The organism is Pedobacter sp. UBA4863 (genome assembly GCF_002399615.1).
Lineage (GTDB): Bacteria > Bacteroidota > Bacteroidia > Sphingobacteriales > Sphingobacteriaceae > Pedobacter.
Window position 1 is genome coordinate 37,813 of sequence record NZ_DHDZ01000002.1, and the last position, 25,161, is coordinate 62,973.

Here is a 25,161-nt window from a genome sequence, read left to right on the forward strand (position 1 = left end):
TCAGAGTGACGACTAAAGCTAATCACTGCTGTAAACTAGAGTTAAAGTAATTAATAATTAATAAACATAATGAACAAATTTCACGGAACAGGTGTAGCATTGGTCACGCCTTTCAACACCGATGGCTCGGTAGATTATCAGGGATTAGAACGCCTGATCAATCACTTGGTTAATGGAGGTATTGAGTACCTCGTATCTTTAGGGACAACTGGCGAAACTGCCACATTAAGCAAGGACGAGAAGAAGAAGGTGTGGGAGTTTACCGCTGAAATTAACAACGGTCGTTTACCTTTAATGGCTGGCATTGGCGGTAACGATACTTTAAGCGTTGCCGAAGAGATTAGAACTTTTGAAAGCAACGGCTACAGCGCCATCCTTTCGGTTAGTCCGTATTATAACAAACCTAACCAAGAAGGCATTTACCAACACTACAAATATTTAAGCGAAACAAGCAGTTTACCAATTCTACTTTACAATGTACCCGGTAGAACAGGCATTAACATGACACCGGAAACTACTTGTAGGTTGGCACACGACTTTAAAAACCTAATAGGCATTAAAGATGCTGCTGGCACTTTCGAGCAGTTTAACCAAATCATGAGAGACAAGCCAACTGATTTTATGCTCATTTCTGGCGATGATCCTGTGGCCCTGCCAATGATGTCTATTGGAGCTGTTGGCGTAATTTCTGTAATTGGAAATGCTTTACCAAGACAGTTTTCAGATATGATTAGGTTATGTTTAAATGGCGAATTTGCAAAGGCTACACCTGCGCATTTAAGCTTGTTAGAGTTTACCAGATTATGCTTTGCAGAAGGTAATCCGGTAGGTGTTAAAGCGGCTTTAAAACAGTTAGGTATTTGTGGTGATGATGTGCGCTTACCATTGGTAAAAGCTAGCGCAGGCTTAGATGCACAAATTACAGCGCAATTGAAAAAGCTGGCATAATCAACATCATTAAATGATATACAAAAGCCCTGGTTGAAAAAAAACAATCAGGGCTTTTTTATGCTATCGTCATTGACGAGGAAAGAGGAGAAATCTAACATTAACAATAAACTTTTTTTTAGATTTAGCTTCTCTTATTTACAATTCTCTCTACGTTGGAAATGACGTCCACCCAGACTGCTACAAGACGATAATACGCTATATATTAACCATAAAAGTGTTACAAGCAATGTCATTAAAATGTAATTGACAGGCATATTAATTGCTTATATTTAGACAATACACACTTAATACATACAGATGAAAAAATTATTACTATTGCTACTTGTGCTAGGCACAATGAGCTGTAACGTAGTGCAATACTACGAGCCCAAGTTCGTTCTAGGAATGGAAGAACAGGAGTTTAAGCGTTTCAACAAATCGGCGGTACAAGTTTATGGCGACCAAGCTAGGGCAGCGGTAGTTTACAGAACTTACAACCGCATTACAGAATCATTCAAATTCTTTGTTTTCGAAAAACAAAAATTAGTTAGGTTTAGCGAAGGAGCCTATCCAGACGATCATAAGTTTATCCAAATGTAGCAATAACCAAAAAAGCACCTTGGTCAGAGGTGCTTTTTTGGTAACAATGCGTTTAAATTAAGCTTTGTTTTTAGTTTCTTGAACTTCTAAGCGGATGCTTTGAGCTAAGTTTTTTAAGTCTTGCATACCTTTACGAACACGTGTTCCGGCAGCACTGTTAGATTTAGAATAGAACTTGTCCACATCAGCTTCTAAAGCTGCAACTAGTGCTTTTACTTCAGCAAATTTTTTCATTTTAAAAATACTCCTATTAGTTTTTAAGGTTTTGATTAATACTCTATTACTAATGTAAGAGGTTTATTTTAATAAAAAAACTTTTGTGAAAATAAAAGTTTCGGTTTTTTGCGTTTTTTTTCCACAAAACATCCACTTATACACAGCAAAACACCTAAAAATCAAAAGATGGCAAAACACCCCATTAAAATTGAGGTATTTTGCCATCTAAAATCTTTATTCTCCTGTTGGGAACAAATGCTGTTGATAGTAGCCTGTTTTTAATTTCTCGGCAACTTCACTAAATGCACTTAAAGTAAGCTCAACATCTTGTAAAGTATGTACAGCAGTAGGGATTAAACGTAACTCAATCATCCCTTTAGGAATAACCGGATACATTACAATAGAACAGAAAACTCCGTAATTCTGGCGTAAATCATGCGTTAATGCAGTAGCTTCTGCCAAATCGCCTTTAAAGAAAACTGGTGTTACCACCGTGTCTGTTATACCAATATCAAAACCACGTTCACGTAAACCAGTTTGTAATGCCGTAGCTATAGCCCAAAGTTTTTCTCGTAGTTCTGGATTGTTTTTAAGCAACTCTAAACGTTTCATTAAACCAATTACCATTGGCATAGGCAATGCTTTAGCAAATGTTTGCGAGCGCATGTTGTACCTAAAATAATCTGTGAGTTGTTTTGTAGAGGCCACAAATGCACCTATACCAGCCATAGATTTAGCAAAAGTGGCAAAATACACATCTACACCATCGATACAGTTTTGGGCTTCGTGCGTACCTGCGCCAGTTGGCCCCATGGTACCGAAACCATGTGCATCATCTATTAGCAAACGGAAATTAAATTCTTTTTTAAGTTCAATCAGCTCTTTTAATTTTCCTTGCGCACCCGACATCCCAAAAACACCTTCGGTAATTACCAAAATACCACCACCGGTTTTTTCAACCAACTTGGTAGCCCTTTGCAGTTGTTTACGAGCATCTTCAACATTATTGTGCTTATACACAAAACGTTTCCCCATGTGTAAACGCAAACCGTCTAAAATACAGGCATGCGACTCGCCATCGTAAACAACTACATCATTTCTATCTAACAACGCATCGATGATAGACACCATACCTTGATAACCGAAGTTTAAAAGGAATGAATCGTCTTTACCTACAAATGAAGCTAGGTCTTGCTCTAATTGTTCGTGATATTTAGAGTTGCCCGACATCATACGGGCACCCATTGGGTAAGCCATGCCAAATTCGGCAGCACCTTGTTCATCTGCTTTTCTTACTTCTGGATGGTTAGCCAAACCCAAATAATTGTTTAAGCTCCATACCAAAAGTTCTTTACCTCTAAATTTCATGCGAGGCGCAATCTCTCCCTCTAATTTTGGAAAAGAAAAATACCCATGCGACCATTTTTGGTGTTGACCAAGAGGCCCCATGCGTTTCGCTACTTTATCAAAAATATCCAATGTATTATATTTAATATGTAAATGTTATTGTATTGCGTAAATTCTGAGCGCAAATTTAAGGTTAAAATCACTATTTGACAACCCCGCCCTAATAAGCCGTCTATCCACATCGCTGTAATGCAGAGCGCTTTTAGACCAACCAGTATAATAGCTAATATTTCAAAGTATAACGTTGTTGAGCTTCAATTCTCTACCTCGTTTCATGGCATTCGCAAGAATAGCCTAGAGCAAGAAAGCCTCGACAAATTAAATTGCCAAGGCTTTCTGATGATTATTTGCTACCATTAATCCACATTATCATGCAAAAATGAGTTATTAGGTCTAATTCCGGTTTCACCATCTTCGTCGTTAGTTAATGTAAATCTAGAAACTTGCGACTCTGAAGAATGTTGGATTTGTTGCAATTGCATTTGCTTACGTTGGTATGCAGGTACATTTTCTAGCTCTTGCAATCCATTTGTAGTTCTTAATTTCATGCTAAGGTCTTTCAATCTTAAGATTCTCTCTTTCGATTTCCTCAACTGCTCTTCTATCGATTCGTCTGTTTTATCTTGATCTGCACCAAATGACTCTAGTGGTTTTGCCTCTGGCATTGCCATTACTGGTGTTTCTTCAATTATTTCTTCTTGTACGGCAGCAATTGGCGTTTCAAAAACAAATTCAGTTTCTGCCACTTTTACTTCAAATTCAAAACCAGCTTCTTCTACTAGGGTTGGCTCTTCGGCAATGTTTTCTTCTTCTATTAACTGATGAAATACAGCACCATTTTCTTCTGGAGTTGGAGTTACGGCAACAGGAGTAGGTTTAGCCACGTTAAACAAATCGCCAAATAAATCTGGTTGTTTTGCTTCCTCTGTTTGCACTTTCAAAACAGGCTCATTAATTACCGCTGTTTCTTTTGGAGTGATGAATGAGTTAACAGGCTCTACAGGTTTTACCAAAGGTGCCTCTTCTGGCGTTAATAAAGATATTTTCTTAACGTTTTCTTTGTCTTTATCTCTTTGTTCTTTAGTTTGAAAACCAGTAGCAATAATAGTTACCGAAATTTTATCTCCAAGATTTTCATCTATACAGTTACCCCAAATTAAATCGGCACTTAGGCCGGCCTTATCTTGGATATAATCGGTAATGATAGAAACCTCGTCCATGGTTACTTCTTTTACACCAGAACTGATATTTAAAAGAATATATCTTGCACCTTCAATTTCGTTATCTTTTAACAAAGGCGAAGCCAATGCACCTTCTACTGCTGCCAAAGCACGATTTTCGCCTTCGGCTGCATCGCTACCCATAATGCACACACCGCTTTCTTTCATCACGGTACGTACATCTTTAAAATCCACGTTGATATAGCCTGGAACTGTAATAATTTCGGCAATACCTTTGGCCGCGGTGGTTAAAATATCGTCTGCTTGTGCAAATGCCGACCCTAAAGTTAGATTTCCAAAAATTTCACGCAACCTATCGTTAGAGATAATCAAATAAGAATCTACATATTTTTTAAGTTCCTCTAAACCGTCGTCGGCTTGCATTTTACGTCGTTTTCCTTCGAAAGAAAAAGGCGTAGTAATAATTGCTACCGTTAATATATCAAGTTCTTTAGCTGCCTTGGCAATAATTGGACTAGCACCCGTACCAGTACCACCACCCATACCCGCTGTAATGAAAAGCATTTTGGTTTGAGGGCCCAACATAGTTTTGATATCTTCTATGTTCTCTATCGCAGAATTTTTACCAACTTCTGGAATAGAGCCAGCTCCCATTCCTTCGGTTAGGCTTGCCCCTAATTGTACCTTGTTGGGAATTGGGCTAAACTCCAATGCCTGCGCATCAGTATTACAAATTATAAAGTCAACCCCAGTAATTCCTTGACGGTACATGTGGTTTACCGCATTACCTCCACCACCTCCAACACCAATTACTTTGATAATTGAAGATTTATCTTTTAACATTTCGAACTTCATATTGTTATGAATCAGTAGTTTAAAATTCTATTTTAGGCCGTTCATTCCTTTTGTAATATTAACACTTTTTTAACAGTCGTTTTCCACAAGCGTTAATAATGTGGAAAAATCCTGATTTGTGGAAAAATATTACGGCTTAATGTAATCTTCGTCGCTAACGTTCATGTCGTCTTTAACGAAATCACCCACTTTTCCTAATAAGGTATCAAACAATCCTCGTTTTTTAGTTTTCTCTTTTATTTCCTTTGGCTTCTCTACAAATGTACCTGGCTGCTTCATTTCTTCTAACAAATCTTCTGCTTTTTGAATGCCTTTAATTAGCAAACCTACAGAAGTAGCATACATTGGGCTCTTTAGGTCTTCGTAGATATTTTTAGGCATTTCTTCGTACTTAGACAAGTGCTCATTAGGATAGCCTACTCGGCAATCTAAACCTGTTACATACTCTACAAGTTGGTTTAAGTGTTTTAACAAAGCACCTCCACCAGTAATAACCACTCCACCAATTAGGCGCTTTTCGTATCCCGAGGACTTAATTTCATAATAAACGTGCTCTACAATTTCTTCCATACGGGCCTGGATAATGTAGGCAAGGTTTTTTACGGAAATCTCTTTTGGCTCGCGGCCACGTAAACCCGGAACACAGATAATTTCGTTTTCTTTGTTCTCTTCGGCCAGGGCAGAACCAAAACGGGTTTTTAACAATTCTGCTTGGTTACGCATTACCGAACAGCCTTCTCTAATGTCTTCGGTTACGCTGTTACCACCAAACGGAATAACCGCAGTATGACGGATAATACCCTCGTGGAAAATTGCCACATCGGTTGTACCACCACCAATATCAACCAAGCAAACGCCAGCTTCTTTTTCTTCGTCGCTCAACACCGATTCGGAAGAAGCCAAGGGCTCTAAGATTAGTTCTTGGGTTTGCAAACCTGCATTGGTTACGCAGCGCATAATATTTTTAACGGCAGTTACCTGGCCAGAAATGATATGAAAGTTAGCTTCTAAGCGCACGCCAGCCATTCCTACCGGATCTTTAATGCCTGGTTCATTATCTATGGTAAATTCTTGTGGCAACACATGAATAATTTCTTCGCCAGGAGGCATTACCAATTTAAACATATCGTCTATTAACTTATCGATATCTTTTTTACCGATTTCGCTATTCAACTCCCTGCGTGTTAAAATACCACGGTGTTGCAAACTCTTAATGTGCTGGCCGGCAATACCTACATTTACCACGCGTATTTCTACGTTCGATTGTGTACTAGCCACCTCTACCGCCGCATTAATACCTTGTACCGTTTTCTGAATATTAGAAACCACGCCACGTGTAACGCCAGCAGATTCGGCTTTACCAATGCCTAAAACCTCAATTTTGCCGTGATTTGTTCTGCGCCCCACAATTACGCAGATTTTAGTAGTACCGATATCTAGTCCTACTACGATTGGAGATTGAATGGTAGTTTTTTCTTTGCCCATGACCATTATTATTTATTGTTGAGTTTGATATTATCTATTACTTTTTGTTACCGTTTTTTCTTTAGCCACAGCTGTTTTCTGCGAAGGCATTTCTGCCTTTACTGTTGTTTTCTTTACTTGTTCTTTATTTTCTACACGCTTCGAAGCTTCATTTTTAGCTGCTTTATTAGCTTCTGTTTTAGCGGGTGTCACTGTGGCTTTCTCTTCCTTTTTAGTGACCGTCGTTCCTTCAGTTGTGGCTTTCTTAATTTCATTTTGTATGGCCGATTGCACCGCCGCATTTATCACTTCGCGTTGTTTTAATGTCGAATCTGGCACTACTGGTTTTTGAAGTTTCTTTATCGCTAACGAGTCTCTTTTCTCGCAAACAATTTGATTGGTATATTTTAAGTTAATAGAACGATAAGCATTCCATCCCACTTTTGGCATTGCTTGCTTGTAGAAAGCTAACAAATTGCCCATTTTAGCTTCTATATCCTTTGCATTACCTAATATGATACGCTGGTTGCCTACTCTTGGTATCATTTCTATATCGCTCTTTTCGTTAACATTCAGTTGTTCTATCTGCGCATCCCACAAGGTGTCTTTCTTTACAAACATTGCCGTTTTGTATAAATCTTTTACTGTTGCGGTCATTAAAGTATCTACTCTGCCATTAAAACCTTCTAAAATATTCCCTGTAGCTACCAAAACATTTGCCGTAAAATTTGATGAAACCGGCATTTTTAGACCTTCGCTATCTACATAATAATCTTGCCCACCTGCATTTAAAACTCTCAATATAGGTTGGCGTTGTTTCACCTCTACAAACACAGTCCCGTTCATGTCTGCATAAACTTTTACAAAACCAATGTATGGATTAGCTGCAATGCTTTTTTCCATATCGTGCAGGTTGATGCCTTCTAAGTTTCTGCCAATTAAATCGCCTTGATTTTGTTTAAGAATGGCATCTATTTCCTCTATTTCAATAAAATTGTCCGCTCCCGGAATCAATATCTCAATTTTTGTGCATTTTACCGATTGTTTTTTTGTGTCGATAAAACTCATCAATACCACCACACCTGCCAAGCATGTTAACCAGGCAAACCCTTTAAAAATCGCTTTCCAGTTTATTCTTTTAAGCATGGGTTAACGTGTTTTTTAATGGCTCTATGAGCGTATCAATATCGCCAGCGCCAACCGTCAAAATTAGCGCAGGTTTTTTATTTTTTATTATCTCTATTACATTTTCTTTTCCACAAACTTGTTTATTCTCACAAGTAATTTTATCTAACAGCATTTGAGACGTAATACCTTCGAGAGGCAACTCTCTTGCCGGATAAATCTCCAATAAGATCAAATCGTCAGCGGTGCTTAACACTTTCGCAAAATCATCAGCAAAATCACGAGTACGCGTAAACAGGTGCGGCTGAAATATTACCGTTAGTTTTTTCTCTGGATACAACTGCCTAACAGCATCAAAACAAGCTTTTAATTCTTCTGGATGATGTGCATAATCATCTATATAAATATGTTTATTGGTTTTAACGATAGTTTCGAACCTACGTTTTACACCTTTGAAACTTGCAATTGCTTTTTTAATGCTTTTTGGATGAATACCCAAACTTAATGCCGTGCCAATAGCCGCTGTAGCGTTTTCTACATTATGCTTGCCCGGCATGGCCAATTTTAAGTCTTTAATAGGGGTGTAGCCGTCTTCAAAATCGAAAACAAAGCAGCCATCTTCTACTCTTATATTTTTAGCATTGATAGCAGATGTGCCCGCTGCACTATAGGTAATTCCAGCAACTGGCAAACCATCTTTCACAAATAAACGCCCATTTTCTTTTAATTGATCAGCAAATAAATTGAAGGATTCGTGCAAATGACTTTCGTCGCCATAAATATCCAAATGATCAGCATCCATTGAGGTTATTACCGCCACATCAGGGTGTAGCGTTAAAAAAGAACGATCGTATTCATCGGCCTCTACCACTACTACATTGTTTTTACTGTAAAGCACATTGCTGTTATAATTGGTAGTAATACCACCCAAAAAAGCCGTACAGCCAAAACCGGTGTCGGTTAAAATATGCGCAATTATTGAAGAAGTAGTGGTTTTGCCATGTGTACCTGCCACAGCCACACAATACATGCCTTCGCTAATAATACCTAGTACCTGCGAACGTTTCTTTAAATCGAAACCTTTGCTTTGGAAAAAATTAAGGATATGAGAATTTTTAGGGATAGCTGGCGTATAAACAACTAATGTGTCCTCATATTTTTCTCTAAAAGCAACAGGAATAGTATCTTCCTCATCTAAAAAAGAAATCAGGATACCTTCTTGCTGCAATTGGGCCGTCAAAGCTGTACGAGTTTTATCATAACCGCAAACTACGCAGCCACGTTTTGCAAAATAGCGAGCAAGTGCACTCATGCCTATGCCTCCTATCCCTACAAAATAAACTCTTTTAATGTTCAACAGTTCCATTGTTTTAGTTGGTTGGTTTTTGGTTGTTTAGTTTTTTAGGCTACTACCAAAACTTTTTACTTTTTACTTAATTAATTTCAATACTTCTCTCGCTATCACCTCATCGGCATCCGAAAAAGCCATTTTCCCTATATTTTCGCTCAGCTTTGCTGATTTTTCTTTATCATTCAACAAACTCAAAGCTTGGGCTACCAAAGTATCTTCGGCTGCAGAATCTACAATTAGTATTGCTGCATTTTCTTTTACCAAGGCCAAGGCATTTTTAGTTTGGTGGTCTTCTGCAACATTTGGTGAAGGCACCAAAATGACCGGTTTTTGAATTAAACAAAGTTCTGCAATGGTTCCGGCCCCTGCTCTAGAAATAATTACATCAGCGGCAGCATACGCCAGGTCCATCTGATTTAAAAACTCCAGAATTCGTACGTTAGGATGATAATCTAAACCTAACCTTTCTACAATTCCTTTGTAATAGAACTTTCCTGTTTGCCAAATCACCTGCACATCTTGTGCAATAAGCTCTGCTAAATGTTTTTCAATGCTCTTGTTTAAAGTTCCCGCACCTAGGCTTCCACCCGTAACTAAAATGGTTTTCTTTAAAGGATCGAGCTTTAGCAACTCTGCTCCTGCATGGCGGCGACCTTCAACATTTACAATATTCTTACGGACTGGATTTCCAGTTTTCAAAATTCTATTGATTGGGAAAAAGGCTTCCATACCATCGAAAGCTACACATATCTTCGCGGCATTTTTACCCAATAGTTTATTGGTAATGCCTGCATAAGAATTTTGCTCTTGTATTAAATAAGGTATTTTTTTAAGCGAAGCTGCATAAAGCAAAGGACCAGAAGCATAACCTCCAACGCCTACTACCGCATCGGGCCTAAAATCGGAAATGATTTTCATCGCTTTGCGCACACTGCCTATTACCTTAAAAGGCAAACCAAGGTTTTTTAAAATTGAACCTCTTTGAATACCACTTATATTTAGTCCCACAATTTTATACCCGGCAGCAGGAACTTTCTCCATTTCCATGCGACCTTCTGCCCCAACAAACAAGATTTCGCATTGTGGCGAAATTGCTTTTAAGGCATTAGCAATAGCAACGGCGGGAAAAATATGCCCGCCTGTGCCACCGCCAGATATGATAATTTTTGGGAAATTATTCATGTGTTTAATTTGATAACTGGTTGATTAGCTAATTAGCCAATTCCTTTCATTGTCTTTAATTTTATTATCTTCTATTATTAGCTAATCATCACATTAGCTAATTCTTCTACCCCATTGCCGGAATACTTCCAACCACTACTTTATCTTCCTTCTTCATTTTACCTTCGTTTTCTTCTACATCGCGACTTACACTAAGAATAATACCAAAGGCGATACTGGTAAATATCATAGAGGTACCCCCCATGCTTACCAAAGGCAAAGGCACCCCCGTTACAGGCCCTAAACCTACGGCCACCGCCATATTGGCAAAGGCTTGTATGGTTAAGCTAAAACTTAAGCCCGCCGCCAACAATGCCCCAAATGCCTTGGGACTTCGGGTTACAATACGTACACACCGATAGAGCAGCACCAAATACAAAACGATAATAGCAAACCCGCCTACCGTTCCATATTCCTCAATAATAATGGCAAAAATAAAATCGGAATATGGATGCGGTAAAAAGTTTCTTTCGGTACTATTGCCAGGCCCCTTGCCCAACAAACCTCCGGTAGCCAAAGCTATTTTAGCATGATCAGACTGGTAGGTTTTATCAGAGTGTTGTAACTCTGGGTGCATAAACGAATTGATACGCGATTTGTAAGTTTCTCTTCTGGGCCCCAAGAACACTACGAAAAGCAGCAATACAAAACCACCTGCACAAACTGTTAATATCTGCTTAATACTAATACGGCCAATAATAAGCAGCAAAATACTTACTCCAAAAAGCATTAGCGCCGTAGAAAGATTGGCTAATGCAATTAAAATAAACACCATGCACACCGACCCCATTATTGGAATAAAAGCACTTTTTACATCTTTAATATTTTCTTGCTTACGGGTAAGCATTCTTGCCAAAAAGGTAATTAGAGCCAATTTAGCCAAATCTGAAGTTTGAAAGGTGAGGTTAATCACCGGAATTTTTACCCAACGAGAAGCATCATTTAATGTTTGTCCGAAGACCAAAGTATATAACAACAAAGGCACCGTTATAATCATTAATATTTTAGAAATACCGGCATAATACTTATAATCTAGCAAATGCGCAATGTAAATCATGCCAATACCTAACATTACAAAAATAACGTGCTTGTACAGCAGGTACTTTTCTACCGTAATTCCTTTTTTATAGGCAATGGCTCCGGTAGCGCTATATACTGCCATAATAGAAACCATCGAAAGTAGGATAATGATAATCCATATCCAGCGATCGCCTTTGGTACGTTCTAAAAGTGCATTGATGTTAAACATTTTTTACCTTTCTTGATTACACAGATTATCTGATTTCATCGATTTTTTATTCGCTAAGCTAAATGTCTTTTGGCTTTTACTTTTACTATAATTCTTTTACCGCAGCCTTAAATTGGTTGCCGCGGTCTTCATAATTTTTAAACAAATCGAAACTTGCGCATGCTGGCGACAACAATACTGTACTTGCTTTTTTAGCTAGGTGATAAGCCACTTGAACCGCTTCTTCTGCAGAAAAAGTATTTACAATCACTTCCACATCATCTTCAAAAGCTTCGTGTATGCGTTTATTGTCTTTACCCAAGCATATAATGGCTTTTACTTTAGCACGCACCAAGTCTTTCAACATGGTATAATCGTTGCCTTTATCTACACCACCCATAATTAAAACCACATCGGTATTTATGCTTTCTAAAGCGTACCAAACCGAATTTACATTGGTAGCTTTCGAATCGTTGATATAGGTTACTTCATTAATTTTGGCTACAAACTCTAATCTATGGTCAATGTTTTTGAAATTACCCATGCTTTCGCGGATAGTTTCGTTACGCAGCTCTAGTACTTTTGCTACGATGCCCGAGGCCATTGAGTTGTAAATGTTGTGCTTACCTTGTAAAGCTAACTCTGAAATTGACATGGTTAATTTGTTGTTTAAATTAATGTTGATATGTAGGTTATTCTGGGCTAAAAAAGCACCTTGCTCTACTTCTTTAAGAATAGAAAAAGGGTAAGTTTTGGCTTGTATATTTATCGTCTCTAAAACTTTTTTTGTTTCTTCATCGTCTGCACAGTACACAAAAGTGTCTGCCGAGGTTTGATTTTGCACAATACGCATTTTTGAAGCTGCGTAATTGGCAATATTGTAATCGTACCTATCTAAATGATCGGGCGTAATGTTTAGCAACACGGCAATGTCTGCCTTAAACTTGTACATATCATCTAGCATAAAGCTTGATATTTCTAGCACGTACCAATCAAATTCTTGATCTGCCACTTGTGCGGCAAAACTGTGCCCTATATTTCCTGCCAAGCCTACATTTAATCCCGCATTTTTAAGGATATGATAAGTAAGCGTGCTTGTGGTAGATTTTCCGTTTGAGCCTGTAATACAGATGGTTTTTGCACTGGTGTATCGTTTTGCAAATTCAATTTCCGAGATTACAGGAATGCCTTTTGCCACCAAAGCCATTATTATTGGCACTTTTGGTGAAATACCTGGGCTTTTCACCACTTCCGTTGCATTTAAAATCAAAGCTTCGGTATGTTGGTTTTCCTCGAAAGGAATATTCATGCTTTGCAGCTCGGCTTTATAAGCTTCGATGATGCTGCCAAAATCAGACACAAAAACATCGAAACCTTGCTTTTGGGCCAATTTAGCAGCTCCCACACCACTTTCGCCTGCACCCAAAATAACTACACGAGCAGCCCCAGCCATTGTTGGCTTAGTGTTATTTGCTGATATGTTATTATTTGAGTTCATCTTTTTTAGTTTTTTGGGTATTAGTTTTTTAGTTGTTTAGATTTAAATCTCTTTATTTTACCTCCTAAATCACCTTAGTTCATTTTAATTAAGCGTCTTAATCTTTATTCCTTATTCTTTAATCTTTTATCTCAATTTCAAGGTTACAAATGCAATTACCGCTAGTAATATTCCTACAATCCAGAAACGGGTTACAATTTTTGCTTCGTGATAACCTTTCTTTTGGTAGTGGTGGTGCAATGGCGACATCAAGAAAATTCTTCTGCCCTCGCCAAAACGCTTTTTGGTGTACTTAAAGTAGGTTACCTGCAAACTCACAGATAAAACCTCTACCAAAAACACCCCGCATATAATAGGAATTAACAATTCCTTTCTAGTCATGATTAAGAAAACGGCAATGATACCTCCAATGGTTAAACTACCCGTATCGCCCATAAAAATTTGAGCTGGGTAAGAGTTATACCATAAGAAACCAATACAGGCTCCAATAAATGCCGCAGCAAAAATAATTAGCTCGCCACTGTTTGGAATGTACATAATGTTGAGATAATCGGCCATGATGGTATTACCAGAAACATAGGCAAAAATAGCCATGGTAACCCCAATAACGGCCGAAGTACCCGTAGCCAAACCATCTATACCATCGGTAAGGTTTGCCCCATTAGAAACTGCCGTTACGATAATAATTACAAACAACAGAAACACTGCAAACGCATATTTCTCATATCCTTCGCCTAAAAACTTAACTACTTTAGCGTAATCAAATTCGTTGTTTTTATAAAAAGGAATATTGGTTTTAGTTGATTTTACATCTTGCGTATAGTAGTAAGTTTCGCCCTTTTGACGCAATACCATAGGCGCAGCATTTTGCATTTTAGCGGTATCTACCTTTACGCTATCATCTACCGTTTGGCGCACTACAATACTTGGATGAAAATACATGGTACAACCTACAATAATTGCCAGTCCTACCTGTCCAACTACTTTAAACTTCCCTGCTAAACCTTCTTTGTTTTTTCTAAAAACTTTGATATAATCATCTAAAAAGCCAATTGCACCCATCCACAAAGTGGTTACAATCATTAAAATCACATAGATATTGGTAATATTGGCAAAAAGCAACGTTGGTATTAAAATACCCATGATAATCATGATACCACCCATAGTTGGTGTACCTTGTTTTTGCATTTGGCCTTCTAAACCCAGGTTACGTACCGTTTCTCCAACTTGTTTGCTGTGCAGGTAATCAATAATTCTACGTCCATAAACCGTGGTAATAATGAGCGATAGAATGATAGACAATGACGACCTGAAAGTAAGGTATTGGAACAACCTTAAGCCAGGAAAATCGTAGTTCTTATGTAGCCATTCGAATAATAAATACAACATTAGCTAATTTGGTTTAATTGTTCGTTAATTACTTCCTTATCATCAAAATGATGTCTTACCCCATTAATTTCTTGGTATTTTTCGTGGCCTTTACCGGCAACAAGAATAATATCGCCAGGTTGCGCTATATGGCAAGCCGTTTTGATGGCTTCTCTTCTGTCTAAAATACTAATGGCCTTGCGCTGATTAGTTGGCGAAACACCAGCTTCCATGTCTTTAATAATGGTTTGCGGATCTTCTGTACGTGGATTATCGGAAGTTAAGATTACCTTATCACTCCAATCGCAAGCGACTTTTGCCATTATTGGGCGCTTGGTCTTATCTCTGTCGCCACCGCAACCAATTACGGTAATCACTTGCTCAGTCCCTTTTCTAATGTTGGCAATAGTGCTCAATACATTTTGTACCGCATCGGGCGTGTGTGCATAATCCACAATACCCACAATACCAGACTTAGACACCATATAATCGAACCTTCCTTCGGCACCAGACAAAGCACTAAGCGTAGTTAACACTTTCAAACTATCTTGCTCTAATAAAACCGCAGTAGCATAAGCTGCCAATAAATTATAAGCATTAAAAGAACCAACCATTTTAAAATAAACATCGGTTTGGTCAACTTCTAAATGCAGGCCGCTAAATTTATTTTCGATAATTTTTGCTTTAAAATCTGCCATTTGTTTCAAAGCATAGGTCTTTTTATAGGCCTTGGTATTTTGCAACATTACCATACCGTTTTTATCATCGGTGTTGGTTAGGGCAAAAGCCGATTTAGGCAGCATATCAAAAAAGCTCTTTTTAGCCTTGATATAATTATCGAAAGTTTTATGAAAATCTAAATGATCGTGGGTAATGTTAGAAAACACGCCCCCCGCAAATGTTAACCCAGCAATACGATGCTGCGCAACGGCGTGAGAACTTACTTCCATAAAGCAATACTCGCAGCCTTGGTTTACCATTTTACGCAATAGCTCATTTAAAGCAATTGGGTTTGGCGTAGTGTGCGTAGCTGGCACTATATCGGCATTAATTTGATTTTGAACCGTAGAAATTAAGCCTGTTCCGTAGTTTAAACCTCTAAACAACTGAAAAAGCAGTGTTGCAATGGTGGTTTTTCCATTGGTTCCGGTAACGCCTACCAATTTTAAATCTGCCGATGGATTACCATAAAAATTACAAGCAATTACCGCTAAAGCTTCGGCAGAATTTATTACTTCTACATAGGTTACTTGTTCATCTAGTTGCACAGGCAGTTCCTCGCAAACGATAACACTTGCGCCCGCAGCAATGGTTTGGCTAATGAACTGATGGCCATCTACCACAGTACCGCGAATAGCAAAGAACAAAGTGCCAGATTTTACCAAACGAGAATCGAAAGCTAAAGCAAGCACCTCAGCCTGAGGCATGCCTTTTACACTTTTAATTGAAACTCCGTAAAGTAAATCTTGTAAGTTCATTCTTTATAATTTGATTATTGTATAATTAGCTAATTCGACAATGCCTATCATTATCACTCATTACATTTGCTAATCATCACATTAATTACTGTAACGTTATATCTACTACCAATCCCTTGCCTATTCTGCTTCCAGGTTGTATAGATTGATTGATTACTTTTCCACTTCCTTTAACACGGGCCTTTAAACCTGCATTACCCAATAAGTACATCGCATCTTTTAACCCCATACCGTTTACATTTGGCATCACTCCTTTTACCGGCGTATTTTCTTCGTAAGCCACGCCGTTATTGGTATCTATTGAGTTAAAATAATCTGACTTAGCTGCGTAAAGCGCTTTGATACCGAAGGCGTTGTACACTTTCTTGGTAGCCTTACTGTGGCCTGCCTTTGCTTCTGGAGCTACGGTATTTCCGGCAAAATGCTCTTCTACCTTGTTGTACATATTTACATCACTAGCATAAATACGATCTGCCACCTCTCTAAATACCGGACCAGACACTAACGCACCATAGTAAGCGCCCTTAGGATCATTGATCACCACAATCATCGAATATTTAGGTTTATCTGCCGGGAAATACCCCACAAAAGAAGCCTGATATTGCTTTTTAGCCTTGTAACCCAAATTTGCATCTGCCACTTGCGCAGTACCAGTTTTACCCGCAATTTTATATAAAGGATTGTAAACAATTTGTTTACCGCTACCATTGGTTACTACGCCTTCTAACATCGCCTTAACCTTAGTTAAAGTCTCATCAGAACACATTTTATCGTTAATTACCCTCGCTTTAAATTGCTCTACCGGATTACCCAACCTCCTAATTTCTTTTACAAATATTGGCGCTATTAATTTTCCTCCGTTGGCCACCCCATTATACAGTACCAACATGTTCAAAGGAGTCATCTGCATTTCATAGCCATAGGCCATTTGTGGCAAAGTCATGTTTTTATTCCAACTTTTGTTTGCCTCTATATTTTTGACCACAGGTTGAGACTCCCCAGGTATTTGAAGCCCCATTTTCTTATCTAAACCCCAAGCGTACAAATGATTTGTAAACTTCATTGGGTCGGAGCCATAGTTATCGTTAATCATTTTGGCAATGGCAGCGTTAGACGATTCTTCAAAAGCCCTTTTAACTGTTACCATTTCGTCTTTAGGGTGCGAATCGGTAATTTTTTTACCAGGAATTTGATACCAACCAGTCCTAACCATGGTATTTGTATCCACTTTCTTATCTTCTAACAATGCCATATAAGAAGCAAGCTTAAACGTAGAGCCCGGATCTTGATTACCTGCAATAGCATAGTTAAACTGCTCTTTGTAAACCCCTTCTTCTACTTTAGTAAAATTAGCCACAGCCCTTATTTCGCCAGTTGCCACTTCCATCACAATAACAGCACCGTGGTGCGCATTGCTCTTAATCAATTGCTTTTCTAAGGCACTTTGTGCCAGGTCTTGCATATTGATATCTATGGTCGAAATAATATCGGCCCCATCTTTTGGCGCCACCTCAGCATCGCTATTTACAGGAACCCAAACCCCGCCACTAATACGTTGCCTTAATTGCTTTCCTGTTTCTCCGTTGATGTAGCTACCGTAAGCACCCTCTAAGCCCACACCATTTTTTACGTTTTCGTTTTTATACCCGATAGTTCTAGCGGCCAAAGCTTTAAAAGGCAAAATGCGCTTGTTTTTTTGGATAGCCATCAATCCGCCAGAATGCTTACCTATATTGTACAACGGAAAAGTTCTAACAAGTTTTAAATCCTGATAAGAAACTTTACGCTTTATCAGTACATAACGAGCTGTATCTTGCCTTGCTTTCCTTAAATAACGAGAATACTCTTTGGCACTCTTATCTCCAAAGAAGCTAGCCAATTTCATCGCTAACGAATCTACTTTACTGTTAAAAACCTTATCATCCTGAATACCGCCAGCAAACATATCCATCCTTAGCTCATACTCTGGCACCGAAGTAGCCAACAAACTACCGTCAATAGAATAGATGTTTCCACGAGTAGCTTCCACATCAAACTCCCTAATAGAAAGGCTATCGGCCATGGCCACCCACTTATGGCCTTGCCTAAATTGCACATCGCACAAGCGAACAAACACGGCAAGCGCAAAAAGCACAATTAGCCCAAAGGCCAAATACACTCTCAACAATATGTTTGCTCTAATATTCATTATTTAACTGGTACTATTATTTTTTTTGGCGGCTCTATCAATTCTTCTAAACCAAGGGTATCTACTTTTTTCGCCACCTCGGTCATTTTACTCTTAAACATCAAATCAGCCTTTAACGACTTATACTCCCAACTCAACTCCTTCACTTCTTTACTTAATCTATCTATATCTCTTATGCGCTTTACCGCCATGTGGCTATTTGCTATATACACCATACCCAACACGCATAAAAAGATAAGGTAAGGCAGCATATCTGTCGCCGCCTCTTTTGAAACCGCCCCCTCTACAAACAATTTCCTAAAGAAGGCACTTACACTTCCTTCCTTTTTTTTCGGCTCCTTTTCTTCAGCATTCGGTTCTTCCGGCAACTGATCTTCTTCTTCAGCCAACTCCTCTTCTATCTTTTCTTTAAACCTGTTACTCATAGCTACTGCGCCAAACGTTCTCCAATTCTTAACTTCGCACTACGAGACCTGCTATTACGAGCCAACTCATCCGAACCAGCCACTATTGCTTTTCTAGTAATTACACTAAAAGGCTTTTGATCGTTACCAAAAAAATCCTTTTCTACCTCGCCCTTAAACTTTCCTTTAGCCAAGAAGTTTTTCACTGGTCTATCTTCTAAAGAATGGTAAGAAATTACTACCAAACGCCCCCCGGGCTTAAGCACCTCGGCAGCTTGCTCCAAAAAACGCTCTAACACTTCGATTTCGGCATTTACCTCGATACGCAAAGCCTGAAAAACCTGCGCCATATACTTATGCTCTTTCCCACGAGGAATATGAGCTGCAATAATATTTTTAAAACCCGACAACGTACGGATAGGCTCATCTAAGCGAGCCGTTACAATAGTTCTAGCCAAAGATTTTGCATTTTGCACCTCGCCATACAAACCAAATATTTTATGCAAATCTTCTTCGGCATAGGTATTCAGCACTACCGCAGCCGTTAAAGCCCTCTGCTGATCCATGCGCATATCTAAATCTGCCTCAAAGCGAGTAGAAAAACCTCTTTCTGGCTCATTAAACTGATGCGAAGAAACACCCAAATCAGCCAAAATACCATCTACCTGCTTAACACCCAACAAACGAAGGTAATTTTTCAAATACCCAAAGTTCTGATCCACAAAACGGAAACGAGGATCGTCTATTTTATTTCTTTGTGCATCCGGATCTTGATCAAAAGCAATCAAAATACCATCAGCACCCAAGTGTTTTAATATTTCACGAGAATGCCCACCACCACCAAAGGTTACATCTACATACACCCCATTTGGCTTAATAGCCAAACCATCGATACACTCTTGCAACAAAACAGGCACATGATAATTACTCTCCATCAGCACCTCCTTTATTTTTTCCACCCATCACCTCTTCAGCTAATGCCGCAAAATTTTCTGGAACATCATCAAAAAGACCGTCGTAAACCTTTTTATCCCACACCTCAATCTTATCTAACTGGCAAGCCAAAACCAATTCAGCTTCTATACCAGCGTACTCTACCAACGACTTAGGCAACAACACACGACCCGCAGCATCTAAAGCTAAAGGCATTGCGCCACGCTGAAACGCTCTCACAAACTCACGATTCTTTTTCTCGAACATATTCAACTTACTTAACTCAGCCACCGTTTCGTCCCAAACTTTTTTAGGGTAGATCACTAAATTCTTCTCAAAACCCCTATTCACTACCAACCCATCTCGCTCTACATCAAGCAATTGCTTTTTCAGCAAAACAGGCACCATCAAGCGCCCTTTCGCATCCATTTTGCAATCAAATTCTCCTATCAGTTGGTTCATTATAAGTAGCTACACTTTTTAAGTAGTGTAAAATTACTTACTTCTACCACTTTTTACCACTTTTTACCACAAAAAAGTTTTCAACACACATTTTCTACACTTTAACCCACTTTTAGATAGTATTAAGGCATTTTTTGTGGTGGTAAAAAAAGAAAGCGTCCCGACGCAATGCATCGGGACGCTTATTTACAAGGAGTTAACCTTTATTAATTCAAGAATAAAAAGGCAAGATTAAACTACATTTACCTTACCAATACGGTTTTTACTTTTGGATAGCCGCTACACCTGGTAGTTCTTTACCTTCCATATATTCTAATAAAGCACCGCCGCCAGTTGACACGTAGCTCACTTCATCTTCTAAACCGAATTTGGCAATGGCCGCAGCCGAATCGCCGCCACCAATTAAAGAGAAAGCACCGTTTTTAGTGGCTTCTACCACGGCTTCTGCCACGGCTTTAGTTCCTTGTTGAAAGTTTTCCATCTCGAAAACACCCATAGGACCATTCCAAAGCAAAGTTTTCGAATTTTTAATGACAGCACTAAACAACTCTATTGTTTTAGTGCCAATATCCAGGCCCATCCAATCTGCCGGAATGTGCCCGCTAGCTACTTGGTCTTTGCTGGCCTCGTTATCGAATTTATCAGCAATTACGGTATCTACTGGCAATATTAGGTTTACGCCTTTTGCCTTCGCTTTTTCTAATAGCTCTAAACACAACGGCATCCTGTCTGCTTCTAACAAAGAGGTTCCTATTTCGCCACCTTGTGCTTTTGCAAAGGTATAAGCCATACCACCGCCTATAATTAAGTTATCTACCTTTTCTAACAGGTTTTCGATTAACAAAATCTTATCAGATACTTTAGCACCACCCATAATGGCAGTAAAAGGTCTTTCAGCGCCGTTAATTACCTTTTCCGCATTTTTAATTTCTTCGGCCATTAAATAACCGAAATATTTGTTTTCTGGAAAAAACTGAGCGATAATGGAAGTTGAAGCATGCGCTCTGTGAGCGGTACCGAAAGCGTCATTCACATAAACATTGCCCAATTTAGACAGCTTCTCCGCAAAGGCCACATCGCCCTTTTCTTCTTCTTTATAGAAACGTAGGTTTTCTAGCAACAAAACATCACCAGGATATAGATTATCTGCTTTGTGAATAGCATCTTCACCTATGCAATCGTCGGCAAATTTTACCGTAAGACTAAGCATACGAGATAAGTCTGCTACAATATGTTTTAACGAATATTTATCGGTTGGACCATCTTTTGGGCGCCCTAAGTGCGACATTAAAATTACTGAACCACCATCTTTCAGGATTTTTTTGATGGTTGGCAATGCTGCACGCATTCTTTTATCATCGGTAATGTTGAAATCGGCATCTAAAGGAACATTAAAATCTACTCTTACGATAGCTTTCTTTTCTTTAAAATCGAATTGATCTACTGTCTTCATTTTAATCTGTATTTCTTATTTTCAATTTGATGAAGCTATCCCGGTGTGAAATTGGGATAGTTCTATATTAGGTTTAAAATCATGTTATAATGTGGGCCAACACCTGGAATTTCAAATTCTTCGGAAACAATTTTAAAACCTTGTTTCTTATAAAAGTCTATTGCTGATGTGCGTGCATTGCACCAAATATACTCAGCTTTTGCTTCTTTTATATAGTTTACCGCATATTTTATCAGCATAGCTCCGCAGCCCTTTCCAAAAAAAGTTGTATCTGTTGCCATACCGCGAAGCTGGTAGCCCTGTCCGCCCCTACCTTCTATGTTTTGGGGGAAGAAAGTAGCCACCGTAGCAATTTCATTTTCATTAGGATAGCATGCTAAATGAAACACTCCTTGTATTTCATCCGTTGGAAAAACACATGCGTTTAAAGGTGCTCCATTTCGGAGCATTTTACTTCTTAATGGCAATACTACTTCTAACGGCACAAATTTTATCATTTTAATGGCTTTATTAGTTCATTGGTTCATTACCTATTATCGCTGACCTATCTTATATCGTCTTTAATTATTGATTGTTTGAGGATTGATTATTTGAAAACCGAATCTTCTCCACTACATCTGCCAATCTATTTGAATAACCTGATTCATTATCGTACCAGCCCACTACCTTCACCAAATCGCCTACAACAGAGGTTAATTGCGCATCGAAAACACAAGAATAGGGATTATTGATGACATCAATAGATACAATTGGGTCTTCGGTATATTGTACAATTCCATGTAACTTGTTACTAGCGGCAGCTTTAAATGCTTCATTAATTTCTGCTATGGTAGTTTTCTTTTTAAGGTTGCAAGTAAAATCTGTGAGCGAACCATTTAATACTGGCACCCTAATGCCTGCCCCGCCAAGCTTACCCTCTAAGTGCGGAAAAATATGGGTAATGGCTTTAGCCGCTCCGGTTGTGGTGGGGATAATAGATGAAGAGGCTGCCCTGGCTCTACGTAAATCATGGTGCGGCGAGTCGTGTAGGTTTTGGTCGCCAGTCATAGAGTGCACCGTGGTAATATAGCCATCTATTATGCCCCAATTATCGTCTAATATTTTCACCATTGGCGCCACGTTATTTGTAGTGCACGAAGCATTAGATAAAATTGGGGAAGAGAAATCTACCTGAGCATCGTTTACGCCCATCACCACCATTGGAATTTCTTTATCTGGTGCCGGAGCAGAGATAAGTACTTGATGCGCACCGGCAGACAAGTGCTTTTCTGCACCTTCTTTATTGGCAAACTTTCCTGTACACTCTACTACCAGTTGCACTCCTAACGCTTTCCAAGGCAGCTGATGGGGTTGTGCATTTGATAAAACTTCAATTCGTTTGCCATCTATTACCAACGCTTGTCCGTCGGCAACAACCTCTCCTTTATAGCCTCCGTGAACCGAATCGTACTTAAATAGGTGTGCCAAAGTTGCGGGCGTGGTTAAATCATTAATGGCAACTATTTCAAAATTTCGCTGTAATGCTGTTCGTAAAAAAATTCTGCCGATACGGCCAAAGCCGTTAATAGCTATTTTCATTTTGCTAATTGTTTGAGGTGACAAGGCAAAGCTAGCAATATCTAAAGAAACTAAGCCTAAATTAAGCAAGGGTTTTCCATGATCAAGGCATTTTATTTTAAGAAAAAGAACTGTTACTCCGTTTAAAAAGGAATTTAAGAAACTTTTAAAGTGTCTTTCAAAAACACATCTTTAATGGAATATGATTTTGTTTGTTTTTTCCCCTTGATGTAAGTAAGTACGGTATTAAAAACCATACAAATACCAATCTGAAGAAATATCAACACAAAATTACCGAGATGGCTTAACCATATGGTAAGTGCAATGATGCTGGCATTAAAAACAATTGCTACCAAAATAATCTGCTTTGCATTTAAGCCCAAACGCAACAAGCGATGGTGGATATGGTTCCTATCTCCATGAAAAGGGGATTTTCTGTTAATTACCCTAATAAAGAAAATACGCAATGAATCGAATATTGGAACAATGAGTACCGCTACCGCAATAGCCGGAGCAGAACTAAAAGTTGGCCCACCTGGGAGGCCTACTTTATTAATTTCGATGAATTTAATGGCCAACACAGCAGAAACCAAACCTATAATTAAGGAGCCTGTGTCGCCCATAAATATCTTTGCAGGCGGATAATTGAACACTAAAAAGCCAAGTATTGCCCCTAGCAGAGCAAACGAAATAAAGGCATAGGCAACATCGTTACCTAAGGCAAACATTACTCCAAAACATAAGCTTACCAAAGCTCCTACCGACCCTGCCAAACCATCTACGCCATCAATCAAATTAAATGCGTTATTAATAAAAATTATTAGTGCTATAGAAAAAACCGCACCTGCTACGGGAGGTACATCCCAAATATTAAATACACCGTATAGACTGGACAACTTAAAATCGCCAAGGCCTACCAAAATTAGTGCAACCAATATTTGCAAAGCAAGTTTTGTACTGGGGCTTACTCCATAAATATCGTCTTTTAAGCCTAAGGCAAACAATAAAATACTGGATGCTATTAAAAAGTTTGCTTCTTGATAATATATTGTATTTGCAAAGAGTAATACGGTAATGGTAAAACCACAGAAAAGCCCTATGCCGCCGAGCCTAGAGATATGGTCTTGATGCGTTTTGCGGTGCAAATCTGATGAATCGAATAAATTATGCTTATTTGCCACATGGATAATAGAGGGTATAGCAAACCTTACTAGCACAAAAGCTAGGCAAACAATAGCAATATAGAACACCAAGGGGTATTCGACAAATAGTTGTTCAGGCATGCCTTTTTATCAATGTTTGGTATTCAAAAGTATTAATTATTATCCAACTTAGTTGCACTTTTCAAAAAAAGGAACTATTGTGGAGGTTTCAAATACCTATTTATGGGTATAATAATACTAAGCGTTGGGGTGCTTTTTGGTCGATTTTCAGTACCCCTCTGCCTATTTGGACCAACATTGCAAGGCTAAACTTGTATTCCAAAACTCACTTTGCTTTATAAATAAACAACCCCGAGGTATTTTCCGAATAAACGCCTGCAAGTTTCGAACTAGCCGATAAACCGTAAGATTTGGCCGAAATCTTGTTTCTCATGGTAAAAACATTTACATTTGCTTTACATAACTAGCTGAATATCAAATATAATTATTCTTATTTGAAACTCCCTACAACTCTGTTAAACTCCCTTCAAGTCTGTTCAAGTCCGCTCAAGTCTGTTCAACTAGTGGATAGCCAGTGTGTAGCTATCGTGCAACTACTGTAAATCATGTGGCTTAACATCTAGCTAACACACCCTGAAATGAATTTGCTTCGCAGCTATTTCAAGATCAGGGTGAGGCTAAATTTGCACTCCGTCTCCCGAGGTTAATTCTGGACCAGTTTTAGCATACTTAATGATCTCAGGTTGATATATAAAATTTTATATTTTTAAACCCGTAGTGCATTATCAGCATTAATATAAACAACTGATGTTGATCTTTTTATGTTATTAATTAAAATCCTCCCCCTGCCCCTCCGAGAGCTATCGTGTGGACACAAATATTGAGAAATGTTATTTTCCTCCCCCTGCCCCCTCCGAGAGGGGGATATGCAAAATGCTTAAGCATCATGTGCCTCCCTTTGGAGAGTTTATTCCGATTTTCGGAAGGGATTTAAGGGTGAGGAGTGAGATGTGTCCACACGATAGCTCCGAGAGGGGATATTCAAATCGCATAATTAAACACCATGTGTACCCCTTTGG

General features: G+C 38.7%; 21 protein-coding genes. 2 read left to right on the plus strand and 19 right to left on the minus strand.

The features are described from left to right. The first annotated feature begins 69 nt into the window (after window positions 1-69). Together dapA and B3I52_RS00285 are read left to right on the plus strand one after the other, a co-directional pair. Complete coding sequence (gene dapA / locus B3I52_RS00280; protein WP_293297169.1) at window positions 70-948, plus strand: 4-hydroxy-tetrahydrodipicolinate synthase; 879 nt, start codon at window positions 70-72, stop codon at window positions 946-948. Between the two features lie 300 nt (window positions 949-1,248). Next, the gene (locus tag B3I52_RS00285; protein ID WP_293297171.1) at window positions 1,249-1,530 is read left to right on the plus strand and encodes a hypothetical protein; all 282 of its coding nucleotides are present in this window, start codon (window positions 1,249-1,251) and stop codon (window positions 1,528-1,530) included. Between the two features lie 57 nt (window positions 1,531-1,587). On the opposite strand, the gene B3I52_RS00290 is transcribed toward B3I52_RS00285, so the two are convergent. The 19 genes from B3I52_RS00290 to B3I52_RS00380 all read right to left on the minus strand — a co-directional run bounded on the left by B3I52_RS00290 (window position 1,588) and on the right by B3I52_RS00380 (window position 24,202). Further along, window positions 1,588-1,764, minus strand: a complete 177-nt coding sequence (locus B3I52_RS00290; protein ID WP_097132956.1) for a histone H1 — start codon at window positions 1,762-1,764, stop codon at window positions 1,588-1,590. Between the two features lie 216 nt (window positions 1,765-1,980). Then, window positions 1,981-3,225 carry an aminotransferase class I/II-fold pyridoxal phosphate-dependent enzyme gene (locus tag B3I52_RS00295; RefSeq protein WP_293297174.1) on the minus strand — a complete coding sequence of 415 codons (1,245 nt, stop codon included), beginning with the start codon at window positions 3,223-3,225 and terminating at the stop codon, window positions 1,981-1,983. A 284-nt stretch (window positions 3,226-3,509) separates the two neighbouring features. Next, complete coding sequence (gene ftsZ / locus B3I52_RS00300) at window positions 3,510-5,189, minus strand: cell division protein FtsZ (protein ID WP_293297177.1); 1,680 nt, start codon at window positions 5,187-5,189, stop codon at window positions 3,510-3,512. Between the two features lie 129 nt (window positions 5,190-5,318). Beyond that, a complete protein-coding gene (ftsA, locus tag B3I52_RS00305) occupies window positions 5,319-6,674 on the minus strand; it encodes a cell division protein FtsA (protein WP_293297180.1) in 1,356 nt (451 codons plus the stop codon). A 30-nt stretch (window positions 6,675-6,704) separates the two neighbouring features. After that, the gene (locus B3I52_RS00310) at window positions 6,705-7,799 is read right to left on the minus strand and encodes a cell division protein FtsQ (protein ID WP_293297183.1); all 1,095 of its coding nucleotides are present in this window, start codon (window positions 7,797-7,799) and stop codon (window positions 6,705-6,707) included. Beyond that, window positions 7,792-9,144 carry a UDP-N-acetylmuramate--L-alanine ligase gene (gene murC, locus B3I52_RS00315; protein ID WP_293297186.1) on the minus strand — a complete coding sequence of 451 codons (1,353 nt, stop codon included), beginning with the start codon at window positions 9,142-9,144 and terminating at the stop codon, window positions 7,792-7,794. The genes B3I52_RS00310 and murC overlap by 8 nt, the downstream gene beginning before the upstream one ends. Window positions 9,145-9,207: 63 nt before the next feature. After that, entirely contained in the window at window positions 9,208-10,311 is a 1,104-nt protein-coding gene (gene murG, locus B3I52_RS00320) for an undecaprenyldiphospho-muramoylpentapeptide beta-N-acetylglucosaminyltransferase (protein ID WP_293297189.1), read from the minus strand. A 106-nt stretch (window positions 10,312-10,417) separates the two neighbouring features. After that, window positions 10,418-11,599 (minus strand): FtsW/RodA/SpoVE family cell cycle protein, encoded by a 1,182-nt coding sequence (locus tag B3I52_RS00325; RefSeq protein ID WP_293297192.1) that lies wholly within the window; start codon window positions 11,597-11,599, stop codon window positions 10,418-10,420. Between the two features lie 85 nt (window positions 11,600-11,684). After that, on the minus strand, window positions 11,685-13,076 hold the full coding sequence (gene murD, locus B3I52_RS00330; RefSeq protein ID WP_293297194.1) for a UDP-N-acetylmuramoyl-L-alanine--D-glutamate ligase: 1,392 nt from the start codon (window positions 13,074-13,076) through the stop codon (window positions 11,685-11,687). Window positions 13,077-13,202: 126 nt separating this feature from the next. Continuing rightward, complete coding sequence (gene mraY / locus B3I52_RS00335; protein WP_293297196.1) at window positions 13,203-14,465, minus strand: phospho-N-acetylmuramoyl-pentapeptide-transferase; 1,263 nt, start codon at window positions 14,463-14,465, stop codon at window positions 13,203-13,205. Further along, on the minus strand, window positions 14,465-15,922 hold the full coding sequence (locus B3I52_RS00340) for a UDP-N-acetylmuramoyl-L-alanyl-D-glutamate--2,6-diaminopimelate ligase (RefSeq protein ID WP_293297199.1): 1,458 nt from the start codon (window positions 15,920-15,922) through the stop codon (window positions 14,465-14,467). Before B3I52_RS00340 ends, mraY begins: the two co-directional genes overlap by 1 nt. Before the next feature lie 85 nt (window positions 15,923-16,007). Continuing rightward, a complete protein-coding gene (locus B3I52_RS00345) occupies window positions 16,008-18,110 on the minus strand; it encodes a penicillin-binding protein (protein ID WP_293297201.1) in 2,103 nt (700 codons plus the stop codon). Then, window positions 18,110-18,535: an FtsL-like putative cell division protein gene (locus tag B3I52_RS00350; RefSeq protein ID WP_293297204.1), complete on the minus strand. Its 426-nt coding sequence runs from the start codon at window positions 18,533-18,535 to the stop codon at window positions 18,110-18,112. The genes B3I52_RS00345 and B3I52_RS00350 overlap by 1 nt, the downstream gene beginning before the upstream one ends. A gap of 2 nt (window positions 18,536-18,537) precedes the next feature. Further along, the gene (rsmH, locus tag B3I52_RS00355; protein WP_293297221.1) at window positions 18,538-19,449 is read right to left on the minus strand and encodes a 16S rRNA (cytosine(1402)-N(4))-methyltransferase RsmH; all 912 of its coding nucleotides are present in this window, start codon (window positions 19,447-19,449) and stop codon (window positions 18,538-18,540) included. Continuing rightward, window positions 19,439-19,909, minus strand: a complete 471-nt coding sequence (mraZ, locus tag B3I52_RS00360; RefSeq protein WP_293297207.1) for a division/cell wall cluster transcriptional repressor MraZ — start codon at window positions 19,907-19,909, stop codon at window positions 19,439-19,441. Before mraZ ends, rsmH begins: the two co-directional genes overlap by 11 nt. A 262-nt stretch (window positions 19,910-20,171) precedes the next feature. Next, window positions 20,172-21,362, minus strand: a complete 1,191-nt coding sequence (locus B3I52_RS00365; protein ID WP_293297209.1) for a phosphoglycerate kinase — start codon at window positions 21,360-21,362, stop codon at window positions 20,172-20,174. 62 nt (window positions 21,363-21,424) lie between these two features. After that, a complete protein-coding gene (locus B3I52_RS00370; RefSeq protein ID WP_293297212.1) occupies window positions 21,425-21,859 on the minus strand; it encodes a GNAT family N-acetyltransferase in 435 nt (144 codons plus the stop codon). 67 nt (window positions 21,860-21,926) lie between these two features. Beyond that, window positions 21,927-22,940, minus strand: coding sequence for a type I glyceraldehyde-3-phosphate dehydrogenase (gene gap, locus B3I52_RS00375; RefSeq protein ID WP_293297215.1), 1,014 nt, complete (start codon window positions 22,938-22,940; stop codon window positions 21,927-21,929). Between the two features lie 134 nt (window positions 22,941-23,074). Beyond that, window positions 23,075-24,202, minus strand: coding sequence for an MraY family glycosyltransferase (locus B3I52_RS00380; protein ID WP_293297218.1), 1,128 nt, complete (start codon window positions 24,200-24,202; stop codon window positions 23,075-23,077). Window positions 24,203-25,161 lie beyond the last annotated feature (959 nt).